Source organism: Aeromonas bivalvium, from assembly GCF_000819765.1.
GTDB classification, from domain to species: Bacteria; Pseudomonadota; Gammaproteobacteria; order Enterobacterales; family Aeromonadaceae; genus Aeromonas; species Aeromonas bivalvium.
In genome coordinates this window covers 61,167-79,316 of the sequence record NZ_CDBT01000044.1, presented here as the reverse complement: position 1 = coordinate 79,316, position 18,150 = coordinate 61,167, and the positions used below count along the sequence as shown (strand labels likewise).

Sequence of the window (18,150 nt, the reverse complement as noted above, 5' to 3'; positions counted from 1 at the left end):
CCGCCAGCCAGGCGCGGGCCCGGGCGGCGCGGGCCAGCCCCAGGGTGGCCCTGGGGCTGGCGCCAAAGGCGATCAGGGGGTCGAGCTCGGGGGCGATGCCGCTGCCGGGGCGGGTGGCGCAGATCAGCTGCACCAGGTAGTGGGCCAATCTGGGCTGCATCATCACCTTCAGTACGGCATCGCGGGCCCCTTGCAGGGTCTGGGGATCGATGAGGCAGGGCGAGGGGGGGAGGGTCTCCCCCTGCTCCCCCAGCTGCAGGATGGCCAGTTCCAGGGCCGGGCCCGGGTAGCCGACCTCCAGCTTGAACAGGAAGCGATCGAGCTGGGCCTCGGGCAGGGGGTAGGTGCCCTCCTGTTCTATCGGGTTTTGCGTGGCAGCCACCATAAAGAGGCCGGGCAGACGCCAGCTCTTCTTGCCCACGGTGATCTGGCGCTCGGCCATGGCCTCGAGCAGGGCGGATTGCACCTTGGCCGGGGCCCGGTTGATCTCGTCTGCCAGCACCAGGTGATTGAAAAGCGGGCCCGGCTGGAACTGAAAGCTGGCATCCTGGGGGTGGAACACCTCGCTGCCGGTGAGATCGGCGGGCAGCAGGTCCGGGGTGAACTGGATGCGGGCGAAGCGCCCCTCGATGGCACTGGCCAGCACCTTGACCGCCCGGGTCTTGGCGAGTCCGGGGGCGCCTTCGATCAACACATGGCCTTCACATAACAGGGCGATGAGCAGGCCGTCGATGAGTTCGCCCTGCCCCAGGATCTGGCTGGTCATGTGGTCGCGTACTTGTCGAAATTCGGCCAGGGCCATGGGATAAACCTATTGTTTTAATAGAAGTTGATCTTTTTATACTCCAGATGACCGCAAGGTGCGAGAACCGAGTCCGCCCGCCGCGGATTTAGTTTCAATCAGCTGTATGAAACTTGTGAGTGGATTGTTAAGATGTGGCGCGATGAGGTCTGACCTCTTCCCATTGACCCAAGGAGCCAGGATGAAACAGCCTTTACAACTGACGACTCGCCAGGGCGAACGGATTGCCGTCGTGGCGGGGCTGCGAACCCCCTTTGCCAAGCAGGCCACCGCCTTTCACGGTGTGCCTGCGGTGGATCTCGGCAAGCTGGTGGTGAGCGAGATGCTCGCCCGCACGGATCTCGATCCCACCCTCATCGATCAGCTGGTGTTCGGCCAGGTGGTGCAGATGCCGGAAGCCCCCAATATCGCCCGGGAGATAGTGCTTGGCACCGGCATGAGCGTTCACACCGATGCCTACAGCGTGTCGCGCGCCTGCGCCACCAGTTTCCAGGCGGTGGCCAATGTCACCGAATCCATCATGGCCGGCACGGTGGACATCGCCATCGCCGGCGGGGCCGACTCCTCCTCCGTGCTGCCCATCGGGGTGAGCAAGAAACTGGCCCGCGCCCTGGTCGATCTCAACAAGGCGCGCACCTTTGCGCAAAAATTTGCCATACTGCGCCGGCTCGGTGCCCGGGATCTGCTGCCGGTACCGCCGGCGGTGGCCGAGTACTCCACCGGCCTCTCCATGGGTCAGACCGCCGAGCAGATGGCCAAGAGCCACCAGATCAGCCGCGAGGCGCAGGATGCCCTGGCGCACCGCTCCCACACCCTGGCGGCAGAGGCCTGGGCACAAGGCAAGCTGAACGGCGAGGTGTTCACCGCCCATGTGCCCCCCTACAAGTCGCCGCTCGAGCGGGACAACAACATCCGCGAAGGCTCGGATCTGGCGAGCTACGCCAAGCTCAAGCCGGTGTTTGACCGGGTTCATGGTTCTGTCACCGCCGCCAACGCCACCCCGCTCACCGACGGCGCCGCCGCCGTGCTGCTGATGCGCGAGGGGCGGGCCAGGGAGCTCGGCCTGGAGCCGCTTGGTTACATCCGCAGCTTCGCCTTCTCCGCCATCGACGTCTGGCAGGACATGTTGATGGGGCCCTCCTATGCGACCCCCATCGCCCTGGATCGGGCCGGGATCACCCTGGCCGATCTGACGCTCATCGACATGCACGAGGCTTTCGCCGCCCAGACCCTGGCCAACATCAAGATGTTTGCCAGCCCGGAATTTGCCCGGGACAAGCTGGGCCGTGACGGCGCCATCGGCGAGATCGACATGGACAAGTTCAACGTGCTGGGGGGCTCATTGGCCTATGGTCACCCCTTCGCCGCGACCGGCGCGCGCATGATCACCCAGACGCTCCATGAGCTGCGCCGCCGGGGTGGGGGATTGGGGCTCAACACCGCCTGCGCGGCGGGTGGACTGGGCGTGGCCATGGTGTTGGAGGTGGAATGATGAACGAGCACACATTTTCTCTGGATATTCGCAAAGACGGCATCGGCATCCTCACCATGGACGTGCCCGGTGAGAGCATGAACACGCTCAAGGCGGCCTTCGCCGACGAGATCCGCGCCGTGCTGGCCCAGGTGCGGGCCAACAAGGATCTGATCGGTCTGGTGATCGTCTCCGGCAAGCCGGACTCCTTCATCGCCGGGGCCGATATCAGCATGCTGGATGCCTGCACCAGCGCCCAGGATGCCCAGATCCTGTCACGGGAAGGGCAGGAGGTATTCGCCGAGATCGAGCAGCTCGATATCCCGGTGATCGCCGCCATCCATGGCCCCTGCCTCGGCGGAGGGCTGGAGCTGGCGCTCGCCTGCCATGGCCGGGTGGCGAGTGATCATGGCAAGACGGTGCTGGGGGTGCCGGAAGTACAACTCGGCCTGCTGCCGGGATCCGGCGGCACCCAGCGTCTGCCGCGCCTCATCGGGGTGGCCAAGGCGCTGGATCTGATGCTGACCGGCAAGCAGGTCAGGCCCAAGCAGGCGGGCAAACTGGGGCTGGTGGACGAGGTGGTGCCCCCATCCATCCTGCTCGATGCCGCCATCAAGCTGGCCCACAAGGGCAAGCCCCGTCACAGCCTGAAGCGGGATCTGCAGGGCAAGCTGCTGGAGACCAGCGGGGTGGGGCGCAAGGTGCTGTTCGACCAGGCCCGCAAGGGGGTCATGGCCAAGACCCGTGGCAACTATCCGGCGCCGGAGCGCATCCTGGACGTGGTGCGCATCGGCATGGAGGAGGGGATCCAGGCCGGCCTTGCCGCCGAATCCCGCCATTTTGGCGAGCTGGTGATGACGGCGGAATCCGCCGCCCTGCGCTCCCTCTTCTTCGCCACTACCCAGATGAAGAAGGAGGTGAGCTATCAGGGGGCCGAGCCGCGCAAGGTGAGCCATGTCGCCGTGCTGGGGGGGGGCCTGATGGGAGGCGGCATCGCCTATGTCACCGCCACCAAGGCGGGGGTGCCGGTGCGGATCAAGGACGTGGCGAGCGCTGGCATCGGCAACGCCATGCGCTACAGCCATGATCTGCTGGCCAAGAAGCTCAAGCGCCGCCAGATCCTGCGCAGCGAGCTGGAAAAGCAGATGAGCCGGCTGACCGGCACCCTGGACTACTCCGGCTTCCACCGGGTGGACCTGGTGGTGGAGGCGGTGTTCGAGGATATCAACCTCAAGCACCAGATGGTGCAGGACGTGGAGCGCGAGTGCGGTGAACACACCGTCTTTGCCTCCAATACCTCCTCCCTGCCCATTCACCAGATTGCGCAAGGGGCCGCCCGCCCGGACAAGATAGTGGGTCTGCACTACTTCAGCCCGGTGGACAAGATGCCGCTGGCGGAAGTCATCCCCCATGCCGGCACCAGCGCCGAGACGGTGGCCACCACCCTGGCCTTCGCCCGGGCCCAGGGCAAGACGCCTATCGTGGTGAAAGACGAGGCGGGCTTTTATGTGAACCGCATCCTGGCCCCCTACATGAACGAGGCGGCGCGCCTGGTGCTGGAAGGGGAACCGGTGGAGGTGCTCGATGGCGCCCTGCAGGACTTCGGCTTCCCGGTGGGCCCCATCACCTTGCTCGACGAGGTGGGGATCGACGTGGGGGCCAAGATCTCCCCCATCCTCGAGCAAGAGCTCGGCGGCGAGCAGTTCCAGGCCCCCAAGGCCTTTGACAAGCTGCTGCAAGACGATCGCAAGGGGCGCAAGAACGGCAAGGGCTTCTACCTCTACGGCAAGGCGGCGCCCCGCAACCGCCTCACCGGCAAGGAGGGCAAGAAGACGGTGGACGAGAGCGTCTATGCCCTGCTCGGGGTCAAGCCCCAGGCCAGACTCGCCAAGCGGGAGCTGGTGGAGCGCTGCGTGCTGCTGATGCTCAACGAGGCGGCCATGGCGCTCGATGGCGGCGTGGTGGCCTCGGCCCGGGATGGCGACATAGGTGCCATCTTCGGCATCGGCTTCCCCCCCTTCCTCGGCGGCCCGTTCCGTTACATGGACCGCCTCGGCATTGGCGAGCTGGTGGCGCGTCTGGAGCACTACCAGCAGCGTCTGGGTGAGCGTTACGCCCCCTGTGCCAGGCTCAAGGCGATGGCGGCAGAGGGGCTGAGCTTCTACTGAGCCGGCGCCATGACATGATGATCTGCAGAGGCGACCCTGGGTCGCCTCTGCTGTTGGTGGGCGGGCTGGATTATTTGTCGCAAAAAATTGATCTGGCGCAAAGTGGCCCCCTATATATTCCTTTGGTGGCATAGGCTTGGCTGGCCAGTTAGGTTCCAATAGAAACGACAGTGAACCCCAGCGCAGCCTGGGCCAGGACAGTGTGTCGCGCCAGGGGCGCGCCATGGACAAAGGACACATCATGAGCTTTCTTGAACAAACCATCTGGACCGTATTGGGCTATGGCGTCATGCCCTTCATCTTCCTGAGCGGCTTCGTGGCGGTGGCGGTGACCTGTTGCGTGTTGCTCAATGCGTTCGGGGTGCAATCCGCCGAGAAGTGAGACCAGGGGGCTGACGCGGAGCCAAGGGCCCTCATCCCCCGTCTCTTGTGCCATGCCGGTCCCAGGACCGGCATTGTTCGTTGTAGGCCCCCCTGATACGGGGCGGGGTGTGCAAGGGGCTCGAAGCTGCTCGCAAATTTGATTACACTGGCGCCCAGCCCGCGTCGGGCCTCCCGTTTCGTCTCCCATAAGGTTTCTCATGGCTCTCAAGGCAACCGTATTCAAGGCTCAGATCTCCCTCTCCGACATGGACAGGGGGCTCTATCAGGACTTCTCCCTCACCCTGGCCCGTCACCCCTCCGAAACCGACGAGCGCATGATGATCCGCCTCGCCGCCTTTGCCTGGCATGCCGCCGAGCGGCTCGAATTCACCAAGGGGCTGTCGGCGGACGATGAGCCAGAGCTGTGGCGCAAGAACTATTCCGACGAGATTGAGCTCTGGATTGAACTGGGTCAGCCTGACGAGCGCCGCCTCAAGAAGGCGTGCAACCGCTCGCGCCAGGTGGTGCTCTATCTGTACGGCGGGCGCGGCACCAGAGTCTGGTGGAAACAGAACCAGGGCAAGCTCACCGCCCACGACAACCTCAGCATCATAGAGCTCAGCGACAGCCAGACCCTGCCGCTGGCGGCCCTGATCCAGCGCACCATGCAGCTCACCTGCACCATCTCGGACGGTCAGCTCTGGATCAGCAACGGCGATGCCGAGGTGACCCTGGATCCCCAGGTGTTGCACGGCAAGCAGGCGCGGGAGCTGGTCTGACGCATCGGCAGGCGTGTGTAAGCGACATAGCGGGGCAAAACAGCGGCAAAAAAGAACCGGATCCTGGGGCAGGATCCGGTCTCATTGGGGGAAAGGGTCACGCATAGGGCGCCTGGCTCATCCCTTCTTGTCATCGGCGAAGGTGATGTTGAGTTCGAGCACCGACAGCTCATCACTCTTCTGATCCAGTTGCACCGTCACCTTCTCGGGATCTATCTGCACGTACTTGCGAATGACGTCCAGGATATCCTGCTTGAGCTGGGGCAGGTAATCCGGCCCCCCTCTGGACGAGCGCTCATGGGCGACGATGATCTGCAGCCGCTCCTTGGCGGTCTGGGCCGTCGTCTGCTTCTTGGTGGAACGAAAATAATCAAAAATAGACATGCTTAACTCCCGAACAGACGGCTGAAGAAGCCCTTCTTCTCTTCTTGCAGGAAACGGAACTCGGTGGCGTCTCCCATCAGACGGGAAACGGCGTCTTCATAGGCCTTGCCCGCATCGGATTCTTTATCCAGGATGACGGGTTCGCCCGAGTTGGAGGCGCGCAGCACCGCCTGGGACTCGGGAATGACACCGAGCAGCGGAATGGCCAGGATCTCCTGCACGTCCTGCACGCTCAGCATGTCGCCACGACTGACCCGGGTCGGACAGTAGCGGGTGAGCAGCAGGTGCTCCTTGATGGGATCCTCGCCGCGCTCGGCCCGGCGGGACTTGGAAGCCAGGATGCCGAGGATCCGGTCCGAGTCGCGCACGGAAGAGACTTCCGGGTTGGTGGTGACGATGGCCTCGTCGGCGAAATAGAGCGCCATCAGGGCGCCGGACTCGATACCGGCGGGGGAGTCGCAGACGATGTATTCAAAGCCCATCTCTGCCAGTTGATCCAGTATCTTCTCGACCCCCTCCTTGGTGAGGGCGTCCTTGTCCCGGGTCTGGGAGGCGGGCAGGATGAAGAGGTGCTCGCTGCGCTTGTCCTTGATCAGGGCCTGGTTGAGGTTCGCCTCGCCATTGATGACGTTGACGAAGTCATACACCACGCGCCGCTCGCACCCCATGATGAGGTCAAGATTTCTCAGGCCAATATCGAAATCGATGACCACCGTCTTGTGGCCCCGCTGGGCCAGTCCCGTACTCAATGCCGCGCTGGTTGTGGTCTTGCCAACGCCACCTTTGCCGGACGTAACGACTATGATTCGCGCCATTCTCGCTTCCTTGTAACTCTATTTGATGCGGTCTATTCGGAGTTGTTCATTATCCAACCGGACATGGACCGGTTGCTGTATCAGGCCGGCTGGCAGTGCATCGCTGAGCTGAAAGGTGCCCGCGATGGAGAGGAGCTCGGCCTGCAATTGCTGGCAATAGATGCGGGCATCGCCATTACCGCGTGCCCCGGCTATTGCCCGGCCCCGCAGGGCCCCGTAGATATGAATGCTGTCATCGGCCAGGACTTCGGCACCCGGGCTCACCGAGCCGAGCACCACCAGGGAGGTGCCGGCCGCGTAGATCTGCTGGCCGGAACGCACCGGGCCGACATGGACCTTGCTGGCGAGCAGGGGGGTGGGCAGCGGTAGCTCGGTGGCGGCTTCGGGCAGGGTTATCTCGGCGGCCGGCTCGGCATCGGCCTTGCGGCTGCGTCCCGAGGCCATCACTGCCAGACCCGCCGCCTTGGCGGCTGTCTTCATGGCCTCATCCTTGGCCCCAGTGATGCCGACCAGCACGAAGTCTTCCGCTTCGACCAGGGCCTTGAGCTCGTCAAAATCCGGTTGCTGCGCGAGCTTTTCCACATTGAGCACCAGGGGGGCACAATTGAAAAAACGGGGCGCCAGCGCCACCTTGGCGGCCAATAACTGGCGTATCTTGTCCGGCGCGGCATCGTTGATATGCAACACAGAAATAGTGAAGGTGGTCCCTTTCAATTCGTTATCGCGCTCAACCATGACTTTCCCCGAGACAGAGACGGTAATCCGTTATTGTTATTGATTGCCTGATGTTATAGTTTGCCCACTTCCGAGGCAATAAACTCAGCGGATTATATCAATTTCCATGTTGTGTGCAGTCTATAAAAGTCGCAAAAAAGCGGACACCTATCTCTTTGTCGAAAAAAGAGATGATTTTTCCCGGGTTCCATCTCCCCTGATGCAGACCTTCGGCACCCCGCAACTGGTGCTGATGACCAGGCTCACCCCGGACAAGCCCCTGGGCATGGCGAGCGTGAGCCGGGTGATGGAGGCGCTGCGCCAGCAGGGCTTCTATCTGCAGGTGCCGCCGCCGGTGGAGAACCTGCTCGAGCAGCACAAGCTGGCGCAAGCCCGGCGCAAGGCCCCCTGATATTATCGGACGCCCCCTGTCGCCCCTCCCCGGGGCGCCTTCATCCCGGGCTTCGGTTGTTTCCCCCATATTGCCTCACCTTCCTGCCCTAATTATCCGGCTGACAGCCATGGCCTGGATAAATACCTCATCTGCCGCGAACGATAATGTCTTTCGCCTTCGAATGAGCCTTGAAAATATATTTTCAAACGGCGATAGACTTGTATAAATATACAGGTGTCATCCCTGTTCTTTATTGAGACACCGGATGCCCGAGGCATGGCGGGAGCGCGATTGAGAAGCCGGCTCCTGGGCTTAGCGAAAGCGCGCGGCAAGGGGCATGCCCGTCATGGGACGCCGGGCAGGCGAGGAGGGAGGGGGCGCAGCCTGGCGGGGAGGCGGGCGAAAGACGGGCAGCAAAAAGGCGGGAGATCCCGCCTTTTTCATTGCCACACGGCGTTGCCGCTTATTCGCAGGCGACCTGCATCACCTTGATGGCCAGGCCGCCGCGGGAGGTCTCGCGGTACTTGGAGTCCATGTCCTTGCCGGTGATGTACATGGTCTCGATCACCTTGTCCAGCGACACGCGCGGCTTGGAGGTGCGGCGCAGGGCCATGCGCGAGGCGTTGATCGCCTTCATGGAGGCGATGGCGTTGCGCTCGATGCAGGGCACCTGCACCTGGCCACCGACCGGATCACAGGTCAGACCCAGGTTGTGCTCCATGCCGATTTCGGCGGCTTCGCAGACGTGCTCAGGGCTGCCGCCCATCAGTTCGGTCAGGCCGGCAGCGGCCATGGAGCAGGAGACGCCCACCTCGCCCTGGCAGCCCACTTCGGCCCCCGAGATGGAGGCGTTCATCTTGTAGAGCATGCCGACGGCGGCGGCGGCCAGGTAGAAGCGGGTGTACTCTTCGCGGCCCACCGGCTGGATGAACTTGTCGTAGTAGGCCAGCACGGCGGGGATGATGCCGGCGGCGCCATTGGTCGGTGCCGTGACCACGCGGCCACCGGCGGCGTTCTCTTCACTCACCGCCAGGGCGAACATGTTGACCCAGTCGATGATGTTCATGGGGTCGCTCGACAGGCTCTCGTTGGTGGTGAGCTGGCGATAGAGGGGGGCGGCGCGACGGGGTACACGCAGCGGCCCGGAGAGCACACCCTCGGTGCGGCAGCCGCGCTCTATCCCTTCCCGCATGGTGGTCCAGATCTTGCCGAGCTTCTTGTAGATCTCTTCCGGGGTGTTGAAGCACTTCTCGTTCTCCATCATCAGGGAGGAGATGGAGAGACCGGTCTGGCTGCAATGGGCGATGAGCTCGGCGGCGCTCTTGAACGGGTAGTTGACCGCCATGTCGCCGCTGTCGGCCTTGCCGAAGTTCTCCTCGTCGACGATGAAGCCACCGCCGATGGAGTAGTAGGTCTTGCTGTAGGCCTTGGCATCTTCGATGAAGGCGGTCAGGGTCATGCCGTTTTCATGCAGGGGCAGGGCCTCGTCATGGAACACCATGGCATCGCGCGGGAAGCTGACGGTGTGGCAGTGCAGGCCGATGGGCAGGCGACCGGTCTGCTCGACCCGGGAGATGAACTCGGGGATGCCGTCGATATCGACATTTTCCGGCAGGTTGCCCGCCAGGCCCATGATGATGGCGGTGTCGGTATGGTGACCCTTGCCGGTCCAGGAGAGGGAGCCATAGACATCGACCTGGATCCGGGTGATGTCACGGATCTTGCCGCTCGCTCGCAGCTCGTCCACGAACTGCTTGGCCGCTTTCATCGGGCCCACAGTGTGGGAGGAGGAGGGGCCAACACCGATTTTGAAAATATCAAAAACGCTGATCATCTAGTAGTTACCTCTGGGTAGAAGCCGGCGCCTTGCCGGCTTGCAAAAGGGGGTGATCCATGGCGCTTGCGTCGTGACATCGCCCTAAGGTCCTGGACCTGGTAACGGCAGTGTAACGCGGTCTGCCTTAAAAAAAGTTGAAACAGGTCTATTTTTGTTGAACCAAAGGCCGCGAGTATAAAATTTATTTTGATGCTTATCCATTTTGTTAATCGTTTGGCAAACGTTTTGCGAAAAAATACCCGGCGAGGCCGGGTATTGGAGGAGAAATAGGATTCGTATGGCCTGTTCGCATCACGCCAGCCCTGGGCCGCTCCCCTTGCGTCTCCCTGGCAAGGGCAGGCTCTGGGGAGTCAACACTCGGTGATGTTCACCGCCAGACCCCCTCGGGCCGTCTCCTTGTACTTGGTCTTCATGTCGTTGCCGGTTTCCCACATGGTCTTGATCACCTTGTCCAGGGAGACCTTGTGCTCGCCGGTACCCCGCAGGGCGAGGCGGGCGGCGTTGATCGCCTTGACCGCCCCCATGGCGTTGCGCTCGATGCAAGGCACCTGCACCAGGCCGCCGACCGGATCGCAGGTGAGCCCCAGGTTGTGCTCCATGCCGATCTCGGCGGCATTCTCAACGATGGCGGGGCTGGCGCCGAGCAGCTCGGCCAGGGCCCCCGCCGCCATGGAGCAGGCCACGCCCACCTCGCCCTGGCAGCCCACCTCGGCCCCGGAGAGGGAGGCATTCTTCTTGTAGAGGATGCCGATGGCGGCGGCGGTGAGGAAGTAGCGCACCAGCAGCTCGTCATCCACGGTGCGCACGAAGCGATCATAGTAGTGCAGCACGGCGGGGATGATGCCGGCGGCGCCGTTGGTCGGTGCCGTGACCACCCGGCCCCCGGCGGCATTCTCCTCGTTGACGGCCAGGGCGAACAGGTCGACCCACTCCATCACCATCAGGGGATCCTTGTTGAAGTTGGTCTCGCAGCTGAGCTGACGGAAGAGGGCGGGGGCCCGTCTGCGCACCTTGAGCCCGCCGGGCAGCACCCCTTCGCTCTGGCAGCCCCGGGTCACGCAGCCCTGCATGGCGTGCCAGATCTTGCGCAGCCCCGTCACTATCTCCTGCTCGCTGCGAAACACCTTTTCGTTGGCCAGCATCAAGCCGGACACCGAGAGACCGCTCTCCTGGCAGTGGGCCAGCAGCTGGGCGCCGCTCTCGAACGGGTAGGGTATGGGGTGCGCCGCCTCGAAGGCTGCCGCCTCTTCCCGGGCGCTGGCGAAATGGCTCTCTTCTATGATGAAGCCGCCGCCGATGGAGTAGTAGGTCTGGGCCAGCAGCAGCTCGCTCCCCTCATAGGCGCGCAGGGTCATGCCGTTGGAGTGGGCGGGCAGGGTCTTGCGGCGGTTGAAGATGATGGCGCCACTGCGGGGGAAGGCGCTCGATTGCTCACCGGCCAGGGTGAGGGTCTGGCTGCGCTCCACGTCGGCGAGGAAGGCGGGGATCCCTTCGATATCGACGGTATCGGGCTCGAATCCCGCCAGCCCCAGGATGATCGCCTTGCCGGTGCCGTGCCCCTTGCCGGTCTGGCCGAGGGAGCCGTAGCACTCGGTCTCGACCCTGTGGGTGCGTGCCAGCAGATCCTGCGCCTTGAGCTGGGTCACGAAGGCGTGAGCCGCCCGCATGGGGCCGACCGTGTGGGAGGATGAGGGGCCTATTCCGATGGAAAACAGGTCGAAGACGCTGATCATGACATCACTCCGCTTATGGGTTTTGTCTAAACATTGTAAATTTTTTGTAGTCGTTGGGAAGGGGGGGAGGTGAGGGATGTGATGGCGCCATGAAAAAGGGCTGCCGAAGCAGCCCTTTGCGGGTTGGTATCCGGTCCGGCTTAGCCGAACAGCTGATACAGGATGGCGGAGATGGCAACCAGACCCATGGTGGTCACGAAGACGTTGCTGATCTGGCCCTGATACTTGGCCATGGCGGGTACGCGCTTGATGGCGTACATCGGCATGATGAAGAGTATGGTGGCGATGATGGGGCCACCCAGGGATTCGATCATGCCCAGAATGGAGGGGTTGACCACGGCGACGACCCAGAGGGTAAGGATGAAGAAGCCGATGATGATCATCTCGATCAGCTTGTGGTTCGGCTCCTTGTTGGCGCTGCGAATCTGCTGGACGATCAGGCCCTTGAGACCTTCACGGGCACCCAGATAGTGACCGAAGAAGGAGGATACGATGGCCACGAAGGCGACCAGGGGGCCGAAGTAGGAGATGAGCGGGCTCTCGTGCTGGTTGGCCAGATAGGAGAGTACGGCGATGTTCTGGGCCTTGGCTTCCGCCAGCTGTGCCGGGGTCAGGCTCATGACGCAGGAGAAGACGAAGAACATCACGAAGCCCAGCAGCAGCATGGCGGTGCGCTTCAGGATGGCATCGGACTTGGCCACGGCCTGGTCGCCATGGTCACGGCGCTGGGCCAGGGCGAAGCTGGAGATGGCCGGGCTGTGGTTGAAGGAGAACACCAGCACAGGGATGGTCAGCCACAGGGTAGTGGCAAAGTCCTTGCCGGAGGGAACCTGGGCCAGGGCGGCACCGGTCCAGTCCGGGATCAGGTAGAGGGAGATGCCCGCCAGGACGGCGATCAGGGGGTAGACCAGGAACTGGGTCACCTTGAGCATCAGCTTCTCACCGGCCAGCATCACGGACATCATGCCCATGATCAGCACGATGGAGAGGATCCAGCGCGGGGGGGCGGTCATCTGCAACTGGTTGACGATGAAGCTCTCGACCGTGTTGGTGATGCCGACACCGTAGATGAGGACGATGGGGTAGATGGCAAAGAAGTAGAGCAGGGTGATGAGCTTGCCGGCGCCGACGCCGAAGTGCTCTTCCACCACCTCGGTGATGTCCGCATTCGGCTGCTTGGAAGACAGCACGAAGCGGGCCAGGCCGCGGTGGGCCAGATAGGTCATGGGGCCGACCAGCAGCGCCATGCAGACCAGCGGCCAGAAGCCACCCATGCCGGCATTGATGGGCAGGAAGAGGATCCCTGCGCCGACGGCGGTACCAAACAGGCTGATGACCCAGGTAGTATCCTGTTTGCCCCAACCACGGGATTGAACGGAGCTTGTTCCTTGCTCCTTGGTGACCGCAGCGTCCTGTGCGTGAGTGACGGTATTTGACATGTGTCTGACCCCAGATGTGTGGTTTTTATAAATCCGGCGCAAGGATACTGTCTTTGCGGGTGAATTTGTTGATCAAATTCACTTTTCTACCGTCGAAACCCGCACTTTTTTATGGAAACGTGATCAAAAGAATAAAATTTCAATTTTTGTTTATCATTTCCAGTGTTATTTGAATGTTAAATCCCGATTTTTGCTCCCGAAAATGTAGCGATAGTGTTAAATGGCGATCTGGGCGGCCAGTTGCCGGATCATGCTGGCGGTCGCGCCCCAGATGTATCTGTGTTGCCAGGGGATCCAGTACAGGGTATCGCGGCGCCCCTGACGCTGCAGGGTCATGCTGATGTAGCGGGCAGGATCCAGCAGGTGATGAAGGGGCACCTCGAAGGCGGCGCTGACCTCATTCTCGTTGAGCCCGAGCCGGTAGTGCGGATCCAGCAGGCCGAGCACGGGCAGCACCTCGAATTGCGACACGGTCGGCAGCCTGGGCAGATGGCCGAGCAGGCGGATCTGGCTGGCGGGCACCCCTATCTCCTCCTCGGTTTCCCGCAGCGCCGTCCGGTAGAGGCTCTCATCCTCCGGATCCTGGCGCCCCCCGGGGAAGCTTATCTCCCCGGCGTGGTGGCGCAGGTGGCGGCTGCGCTCGGTCAGCAGCAGGTGCAGGCCGTCGGCGCGCGCCACCAGGGGCATCAGCACGGCGGCAGGATGAAGGCCGGGGCGGCTCGGGCGCACCAGGGCGGGGCTTGGCAGTTGCAGCAGGAAGCGGGTCAACAGGTCGCCATGGGTCATGGGTGCTCGTTCTCCAGCAGTGGCAGGATCCGCGCCAGCTTGTCGAAGGTCTCCTGATACTCTTCTTCTACCCGGGAGTCGGCGATGATGCCGCCACCGGCCCAGCAGTAGAGCTGCCCCCTGGCCGCCAGCAGGGTCCGGATGCAGATGCTGGTGTCCATGCGCCCATGCTGGCTCAGGTAGCCAATGCTGCCGCAATAGCCGTTGCGTCTGTGGGGTTCGAGCTCCTCGATGATCGCCATCGCCCGGATCTTGGGTGCCCCTGTGATGGAGCCCCCCGGGAAGCAGGCCCGCAGCAGATCCACCCCCTGCCAGGGGGCATCCAGCTCGCCATGGATGGTGGAGACCAGGTGATGGACGGCGGGAAAGGATTCGACCGCAAACAGCTGGGGGACGCTGACCGTGCCTGGCCGGCTCACCCGGCCTATGTCGTTGCGCAGCAGATCCACGATCATCAGATTCTCCGATCTGTCCTTGTCGGCGCTCGCCAGCTCGCGGGCTCTGGCTTCGTCCTGACGGGGATCGGCGGCGCGGGGGCGGGTGCCCTTGATGGGCTTGGTCTCGATATGGCGCCCGTCCAGCAACAGGAAGCGCTCGGGGGAGAGGCTCAGCACGGCGCTGCCAGGCAGGCGCAGGAAGGCGGAGAAAGGGGCACCATTGGCGGCGCGCAGCCGCAGATAGGCGGCCCACTCGTCCCCCTGGTAGGGGGCCTGGAAGCGCTGGGTCAGGTTGATCTGGTAGCAGTCTCCCGCCGCCAGATAGGCCTGGATGCGGGCAAACTTGTCGGCATACTGTTCGCGGCTCATGTTGCTCTGCCAGGGGCCGAGCAGGCGAAACGCCCTGGGCGCCACTTCCCCCTGGGCCTGCCACCAGGCGAGGCGGCGAGCCAGCCCGGGGGCATGACCCCAGTGCACCAGCTGCCAACCCCCTTGCTCCTTGTCATGGATGAGGGCCCAGTCATAGAGGCCGACTGCCATGTCGGGGATGGCCACATCCGCTTGGGCCTGTACCGGCAGGCGCTCGAAGCGGCGCCCCAGATCGTAGCCAAACAGCCCGAGCGCCCCGCCGATGAAGGGCAGGTCGTGGTCGCAGGCCTGCGTTTCGCCGAGCAGGCGGCGCTGGGTCTCGGCCAGCAGGGCGAGGGGATCCCCGCTCAGGTGCTGTTCCTCGCCTGCCTGGCAGAGCCGGGTCAGCTCCCCTTCGGTGGCGAGGGTCGCCAGGGGATCGGCCGTGATGATGTCGAAGCGATTGTCCTGGCCAAGGGGTCCCATGGATTCGAGCAGCATGGCCCAGGGCAGGTGTTGCAGCCGGGCAAACAGGGTCGCCGCGCTGCCGGTGTCCGGGAGAGGATGAATGTGCAGAGATGGTTTCATTTTTTGTTACACAGGCAACAGTTTGCGCGCTGGTCCCTAGCCGGTATGGGGTGGCAAGGGTATCATAGTGGCCGCGAATGTTAGAAAAAACACGCCGCGCCCTGACGTTGGAAGGGACTTGCATGCCCCTCTCTTTCCCTCTCTGGCGTGGCCAACATGGAAGCCCTTGCTTTGCCGACGTTCGCAAAGACAAGGACCAGTGAGGATGATATGAGCATCATAAGAAAACAGGATTTTATCGATTCCGTCGAAGGCGCCCTGCAGTACATCTCCTACTACCACCCCCTCGATTTCGTCCAGGCCGCCAAGGCCGCCTATGACCGCGAGATCAACCCGGCCGCCAAGGATGCCCTGGCCCAGATCCTGATCAACTCCCGCATGTCTGCCGAAGGGCATCGCCCTCTGTGCCAGGATACCGGCATCGTCACCTGCTTCGTCAAGATCGGCATGCAGGTGCAGTGGGACTCGGATCTCACAGTGCAGCAGATGGTGGACGAAGGGGTGCGTCGTGCCTACACCAACCCGGACAACCCGCTGCGAGCCAGCGTGCTCGCCGATCCGGCCGGCAGCCGCAAGAACACCAGGGACAACACCCCGGCCGTGGTGCACATCGACATGGTCCCCGGCAACAAGGTGGAGGTGAGCATCGCGGCCAAGGGGGGCGGATCCGAGAATAAATCCAAGATGGCGATGCTCAACCCCTCCGATGACATAGTCGAGTGGGTCTTGAAGACGGTGCCCACCATGGGCGCTGGCTGGTGCCCGCCCGGCATGCTGGGCATCGGCATCGGCGGCACCGCAGAGAAGGCGGCCGTGCTGGCCAAGGAAGCCCTGATGGAGCACATCGACATTCAGGAGCTGATCGCCCGCGGACCCGAGACCACAGAAGAGAAGCTGAGAGTCGCGCTCTATGACCAGGTCAACAAGCTGGGGATAGGTGCCCAGGGTCTGGGCGGCCTCACCACTGTGCTGGACGTGAAGGTCAAATCGGCGCCGACCCATGCCGCCTCCAAGCCCGTGGTGATGATCCCCAACTGCGCGGCCACCCGCCACGTCCACTTCGAGCTCGATGGCTCAGGCCCGGCGGAGCTGACTCCGCCGAGGCTGGAAGACTGGCCGGAGATCACCCGCGAGTCCGGTGGCAATGTGCGCCGGGTCAATGTTGACGGCATCACCAAGGCCGAGCTCGCCAGCTGGAAGAGTGGCGATACCGTGCTGCTTTCGGGCAAGATCCTCACCGGTCGCGACGCCGCCCACAAGCGCATCGCCGACATGCTGAAAAATGGCGAGGGCCTGCCGGAAGGGGTCGATTTCACCAACCGCTTCATCTATTACGTCGGCCCGGTCGATGCGGTACGCGATGAGGTGGTCGGCCCGGCCGGTCCCACCACCTCCACCCGGATGGATAAGTTCACCGACATGATGCTGGGGGAAACCGGCCTCATCGGCATGATAGGCAAGTCAGAGCGCGGCCCGAAAACCGTCGAGAGCATCCGCCAGCACCAGGCCGTCTATCTGATGGCCGTGGGGGGCGCCGCCTACCTGGTGGCCAAGGCGATCAAGAAGTCGCGGGTGGTGGCCTTTGCCGATCTGGGGATGGAAGCCATCTACGAGTTCGAGGTGGAAGACATGCCAGTGACAGTGGCGGTCGACTCCCAGGGCAACAATATCCACGAGACGGGCCCGGCCATCTGGTCCGCCAAGATTGCCGAGCTCGACGGCAAGCTCTCCTCCTGAGTCAGCAGACGGGGGGCTTGCCCCCTGTTATCACAAGCGGCGGCCCTCGGGCCGCCGCTCTGTTTTGGTGTATCCCTTCATGTGAGCTGAACAGCCGTCTTGCCGAGATCTTGCCAGATCAGTGCCTTGCGCGAGCGGGGCAGGGGGAGCAGGCTGGCAAACCGCTGAAACCGCTCAGGCTTTTCAGGGTACGCAAGCCTTTCAGGCTCTCCAGCTGCTCAATCCTTTCCAATGTCTCGACATCCTCACGCCCTCGTGGGTGAGCGGCGGCTAGGATTCAATGATTGAGGTAGACGTCCTGGTTGCCATAGTTCACGGCTGGCTCCTGGCTCGTCTCGCGCTGGAAGTAGTGGGTCAGCATCTCCTTGCCCTGGGTCAGCCGCAACAGGCGTTCGGTATCCAGGCTGATGGACTCGGGCAACCAGGTGACGACGGCGGCGCAGCGGCTGCGGTCGAGTGCCAGCTCCAGGGTGCGCTGCCAGTTCTTGATCTTGTGGCCATGGACCACCAGCACGTGGGCCGGATCTATGCCATGGGCCCGCAGCTGGGCGGCGACCGGCAGGCCGGGGGGCGCAATCAGCAGGATCCAGCCTCGCTTGGCCTGGCTTATCTCTCCCAGGGCGCCGAGCAGCTGGGCCCCATCGCCCATTGTCATGGCGGATGCGCCCGGACGGCGTGTCAGATGACGAGTCGGCCAGGGTTGGGTCAACCCGGCGGTCAGGGAGGCAAGGGGGCGGCTCATTGGCTGGTTCATCTGCTGTTTCCTGTATGAATGACCATGCTGTATGGGTATACAGTAGTTCTATCCAGTGCATTCGACAAGTCGTTTTTGCTCAAAAATGTGACGCAGCTAACCAAGATAAACGCCATCTCATTGATACCTAGCCGGTTTCTTCATCATGGCTTCGAACGCTTGTCGCCCGATAAATGGACAAAACCCGGCAGGGAGGCCATGGTTATACAGGGTTTAACAGGAGGAGCCATGTCATGGATGCCACGACTTTGCAGCGATTGGACGCCAACATCTTGCTCGGAATCGTCAACGAGAAACTGAGGCTGGAGTGTGACAATCTCGATGAACTGCTCGCCTACTACGACATGAGCGAGGATCAGCTGGCGACCCGCCTTGAACAGATCGGTTATCAGTACGATGGGGTGAGCAATCAGTTTAAATCCAGGCAGCTATGAGTCTGTTTTAACGCTGGATGATGAAAAGCAGCCGCTCGATGGGCGGCTGTTTTGTTGCGTTGTGAATGACTGATATTTGAAAACGATTTCAATTTTTCGGTTTATTTTCAGATATTTTCAAGCCAGGCCTTCAGCAGGTTCAATGTGAAACCACATTCCCGTGTAAC

Annotated in this window: 17 protein-coding genes; 7 read left to right on the top strand and 10 right to left on the bottom strand. The window is 62.7% G+C overall.

Translation table 11 applies throughout. From position 1 onward, the window contains the following. The coding region (locus tag BN1119_RS13245; RefSeq protein ID WP_041998684.1) for an AAA family ATPase at nt 1–802 on the bottom strand (802 nt) is incomplete at its 3' end. Nucleotides 803–983: 181 nt separating this feature from the next. Here BN1119_RS13245 and fadI point away from each other — a divergent pair. The 4 genes from fadI (at nt 984) to BN1119_RS13230 (ending at nt 5,583) form a co-directional block, all read left to right on the top strand. Beyond that, nucleotides 984–2,294, top strand: coding sequence for an acetyl-CoA C-acyltransferase FadI (fadI, locus tag BN1119_RS13240; RefSeq protein WP_041998681.1), 1,311 nt, complete (start codon nt 984–986; stop codon nt 2,292–2,294). Beyond that, nucleotides 2,294–4,441, top strand: a complete 2,148-nt coding sequence (gene fadJ, locus BN1119_RS13235; RefSeq protein WP_041998678.1) for a fatty acid oxidation complex subunit alpha FadJ — start codon at nt 2,294–2,296, stop codon at nt 4,439–4,441. Before fadI ends, fadJ begins: the two co-directional genes overlap by 1 nt. 241 nt (nt 4,442–4,682) lie before the next feature. Beyond that, nucleotides 4,683–4,823 (top strand): TIGR02808 family protein, encoded by a 141-nt coding sequence (locus tag BN1119_RS20125; protein ID WP_005895982.1) that lies wholly within the window; start codon nt 4,683–4,685, stop codon nt 4,821–4,823. A 199-nt stretch (nt 4,824–5,022) separates the two neighbouring features. Next, a complete protein-coding gene (locus tag BN1119_RS13230) occupies nt 5,023–5,583 on the top strand; it encodes a YaeQ family protein (RefSeq protein WP_041998675.1) in 561 nt (186 codons plus the stop codon). 117 nt (nt 5,584–5,700) lie between these two features. On the opposite strand, the gene minE is transcribed toward BN1119_RS13230, so the two are convergent. The 3 genes from minE to minC are packed head-to-tail and all read right to left on the bottom strand — an operon-like array spanning nt 5,701 to nt 7,517. Next, a complete protein-coding gene (gene minE / locus BN1119_RS13225; protein WP_041998671.1) occupies nt 5,701–5,967 on the bottom strand; it encodes a cell division topological specificity factor MinE in 267 nt (88 codons plus the stop codon). A gap of 2 nt (nt 5,968–5,969) precedes the next feature. Continuing rightward, a complete protein-coding gene (gene minD, locus BN1119_RS13220; protein ID WP_041998669.1) occupies nt 5,970–6,782 on the bottom strand; it encodes a septum site-determining protein MinD in 813 nt (270 codons plus the stop codon). Between the two features lie 18 nt (nt 6,783–6,800). Continuing rightward, nucleotides 6,801–7,517 (bottom strand): septum site-determining protein MinC, encoded by a 717-nt coding sequence (gene minC / locus BN1119_RS13215; protein ID WP_041998667.1) that lies wholly within the window; start codon nt 7,515–7,517, stop codon nt 6,801–6,803. Between the two features lie 106 nt (nt 7,518–7,623). Here minC and BN1119_RS13210 point away from each other — a divergent pair, with 106 nt between their 5' ends. Then, entirely contained in the window at nt 7,624–7,908 is a 285-nt protein-coding gene (locus BN1119_RS13210; protein ID WP_041998664.1) for a YcgL domain-containing protein, read from the top strand. Nucleotides 7,909–8,353: 445 nt separating this feature from the next. Here the strand turns inward: BN1119_RS13210 and BN1119_RS13205 are convergent, their stop codons facing one another. The 5 genes from BN1119_RS13205 to pabB all read right to left on the bottom strand — a co-directional run bounded on the left by BN1119_RS13205 (nt 8,354) and on the right by pabB (nt 15,058). Then, complete coding sequence (locus BN1119_RS13205) at nt 8,354–9,724, bottom strand: L-serine ammonia-lyase (protein ID WP_041998660.1); 1,371 nt, start codon at nt 9,722–9,724, stop codon at nt 8,354–8,356. Nucleotides 9,725–10,077: 353 nt separating this feature from the next. Continuing rightward, the gene (locus tag BN1119_RS13200) at nt 10,078–11,460 is read right to left on the bottom strand and encodes an L-serine ammonia-lyase (RefSeq protein WP_041998658.1); all 1,383 of its coding nucleotides are present in this window, start codon (nt 11,458–11,460) and stop codon (nt 10,078–10,080) included. Nucleotides 11,461–11,600: 140 nt separating this feature from the next. Next, entirely contained in the window at nt 11,601–12,899 is a 1,299-nt protein-coding gene (locus BN1119_RS13195; RefSeq protein WP_041998655.1) for a serine/threonine transporter, read from the bottom strand. 216 nt (nt 12,900–13,115) lie between these two features. After that, nucleotides 13,116–13,685, bottom strand: coding sequence for a CoA pyrophosphatase (locus tag BN1119_RS13190; RefSeq protein ID WP_041998653.1), 570 nt, complete (start codon nt 13,683–13,685; stop codon nt 13,116–13,118). Then, nucleotides 13,682–15,058, bottom strand: coding sequence for an aminodeoxychorismate synthase component I (gene pabB, locus BN1119_RS13185; protein ID WP_084205462.1), 1,377 nt, complete (start codon nt 15,056–15,058; stop codon nt 13,682–13,684). Before pabB ends, BN1119_RS13190 begins: the two co-directional genes overlap by 4 nt. Nucleotides 15,059–15,268: 210 nt before the next feature. Here pabB and BN1119_RS13180 point away from each other — a divergent pair, with 210 nt between their 5' ends. Continuing rightward, nucleotides 15,269–16,795: a fumarate hydratase gene (locus tag BN1119_RS13180; protein WP_041998650.1), complete on the top strand. Its 1,527-nt coding sequence runs from the start codon at nt 15,269–15,271 to the stop codon at nt 16,793–16,795. Between the two features lie 277 nt (nt 16,796–17,072). Here BN1119_RS13180 and BN1119_RS13175 read toward each other — a convergent pair whose 3' ends face one another. Then, complete coding sequence (locus BN1119_RS13175) at nt 17,073–17,549, bottom strand: hypothetical protein (RefSeq protein ID WP_041998648.1); 477 nt, start codon at nt 17,547–17,549, stop codon at nt 17,073–17,075. Nucleotides 17,550–17,782: 233 nt separating this feature from the next. Between BN1119_RS13175 and BN1119_RS13170 the strand changes: the two genes are divergently transcribed. After that, the gene (locus tag BN1119_RS13170) at nt 17,783–17,983 is read left to right on the top strand and encodes a DUF4250 domain-containing protein (RefSeq protein ID WP_041998645.1); all 201 of its coding nucleotides are present in this window, start codon (nt 17,783–17,785) and stop codon (nt 17,981–17,983) included. Nucleotides 17,984–18,150: the final 167 nt, after the last annotated feature.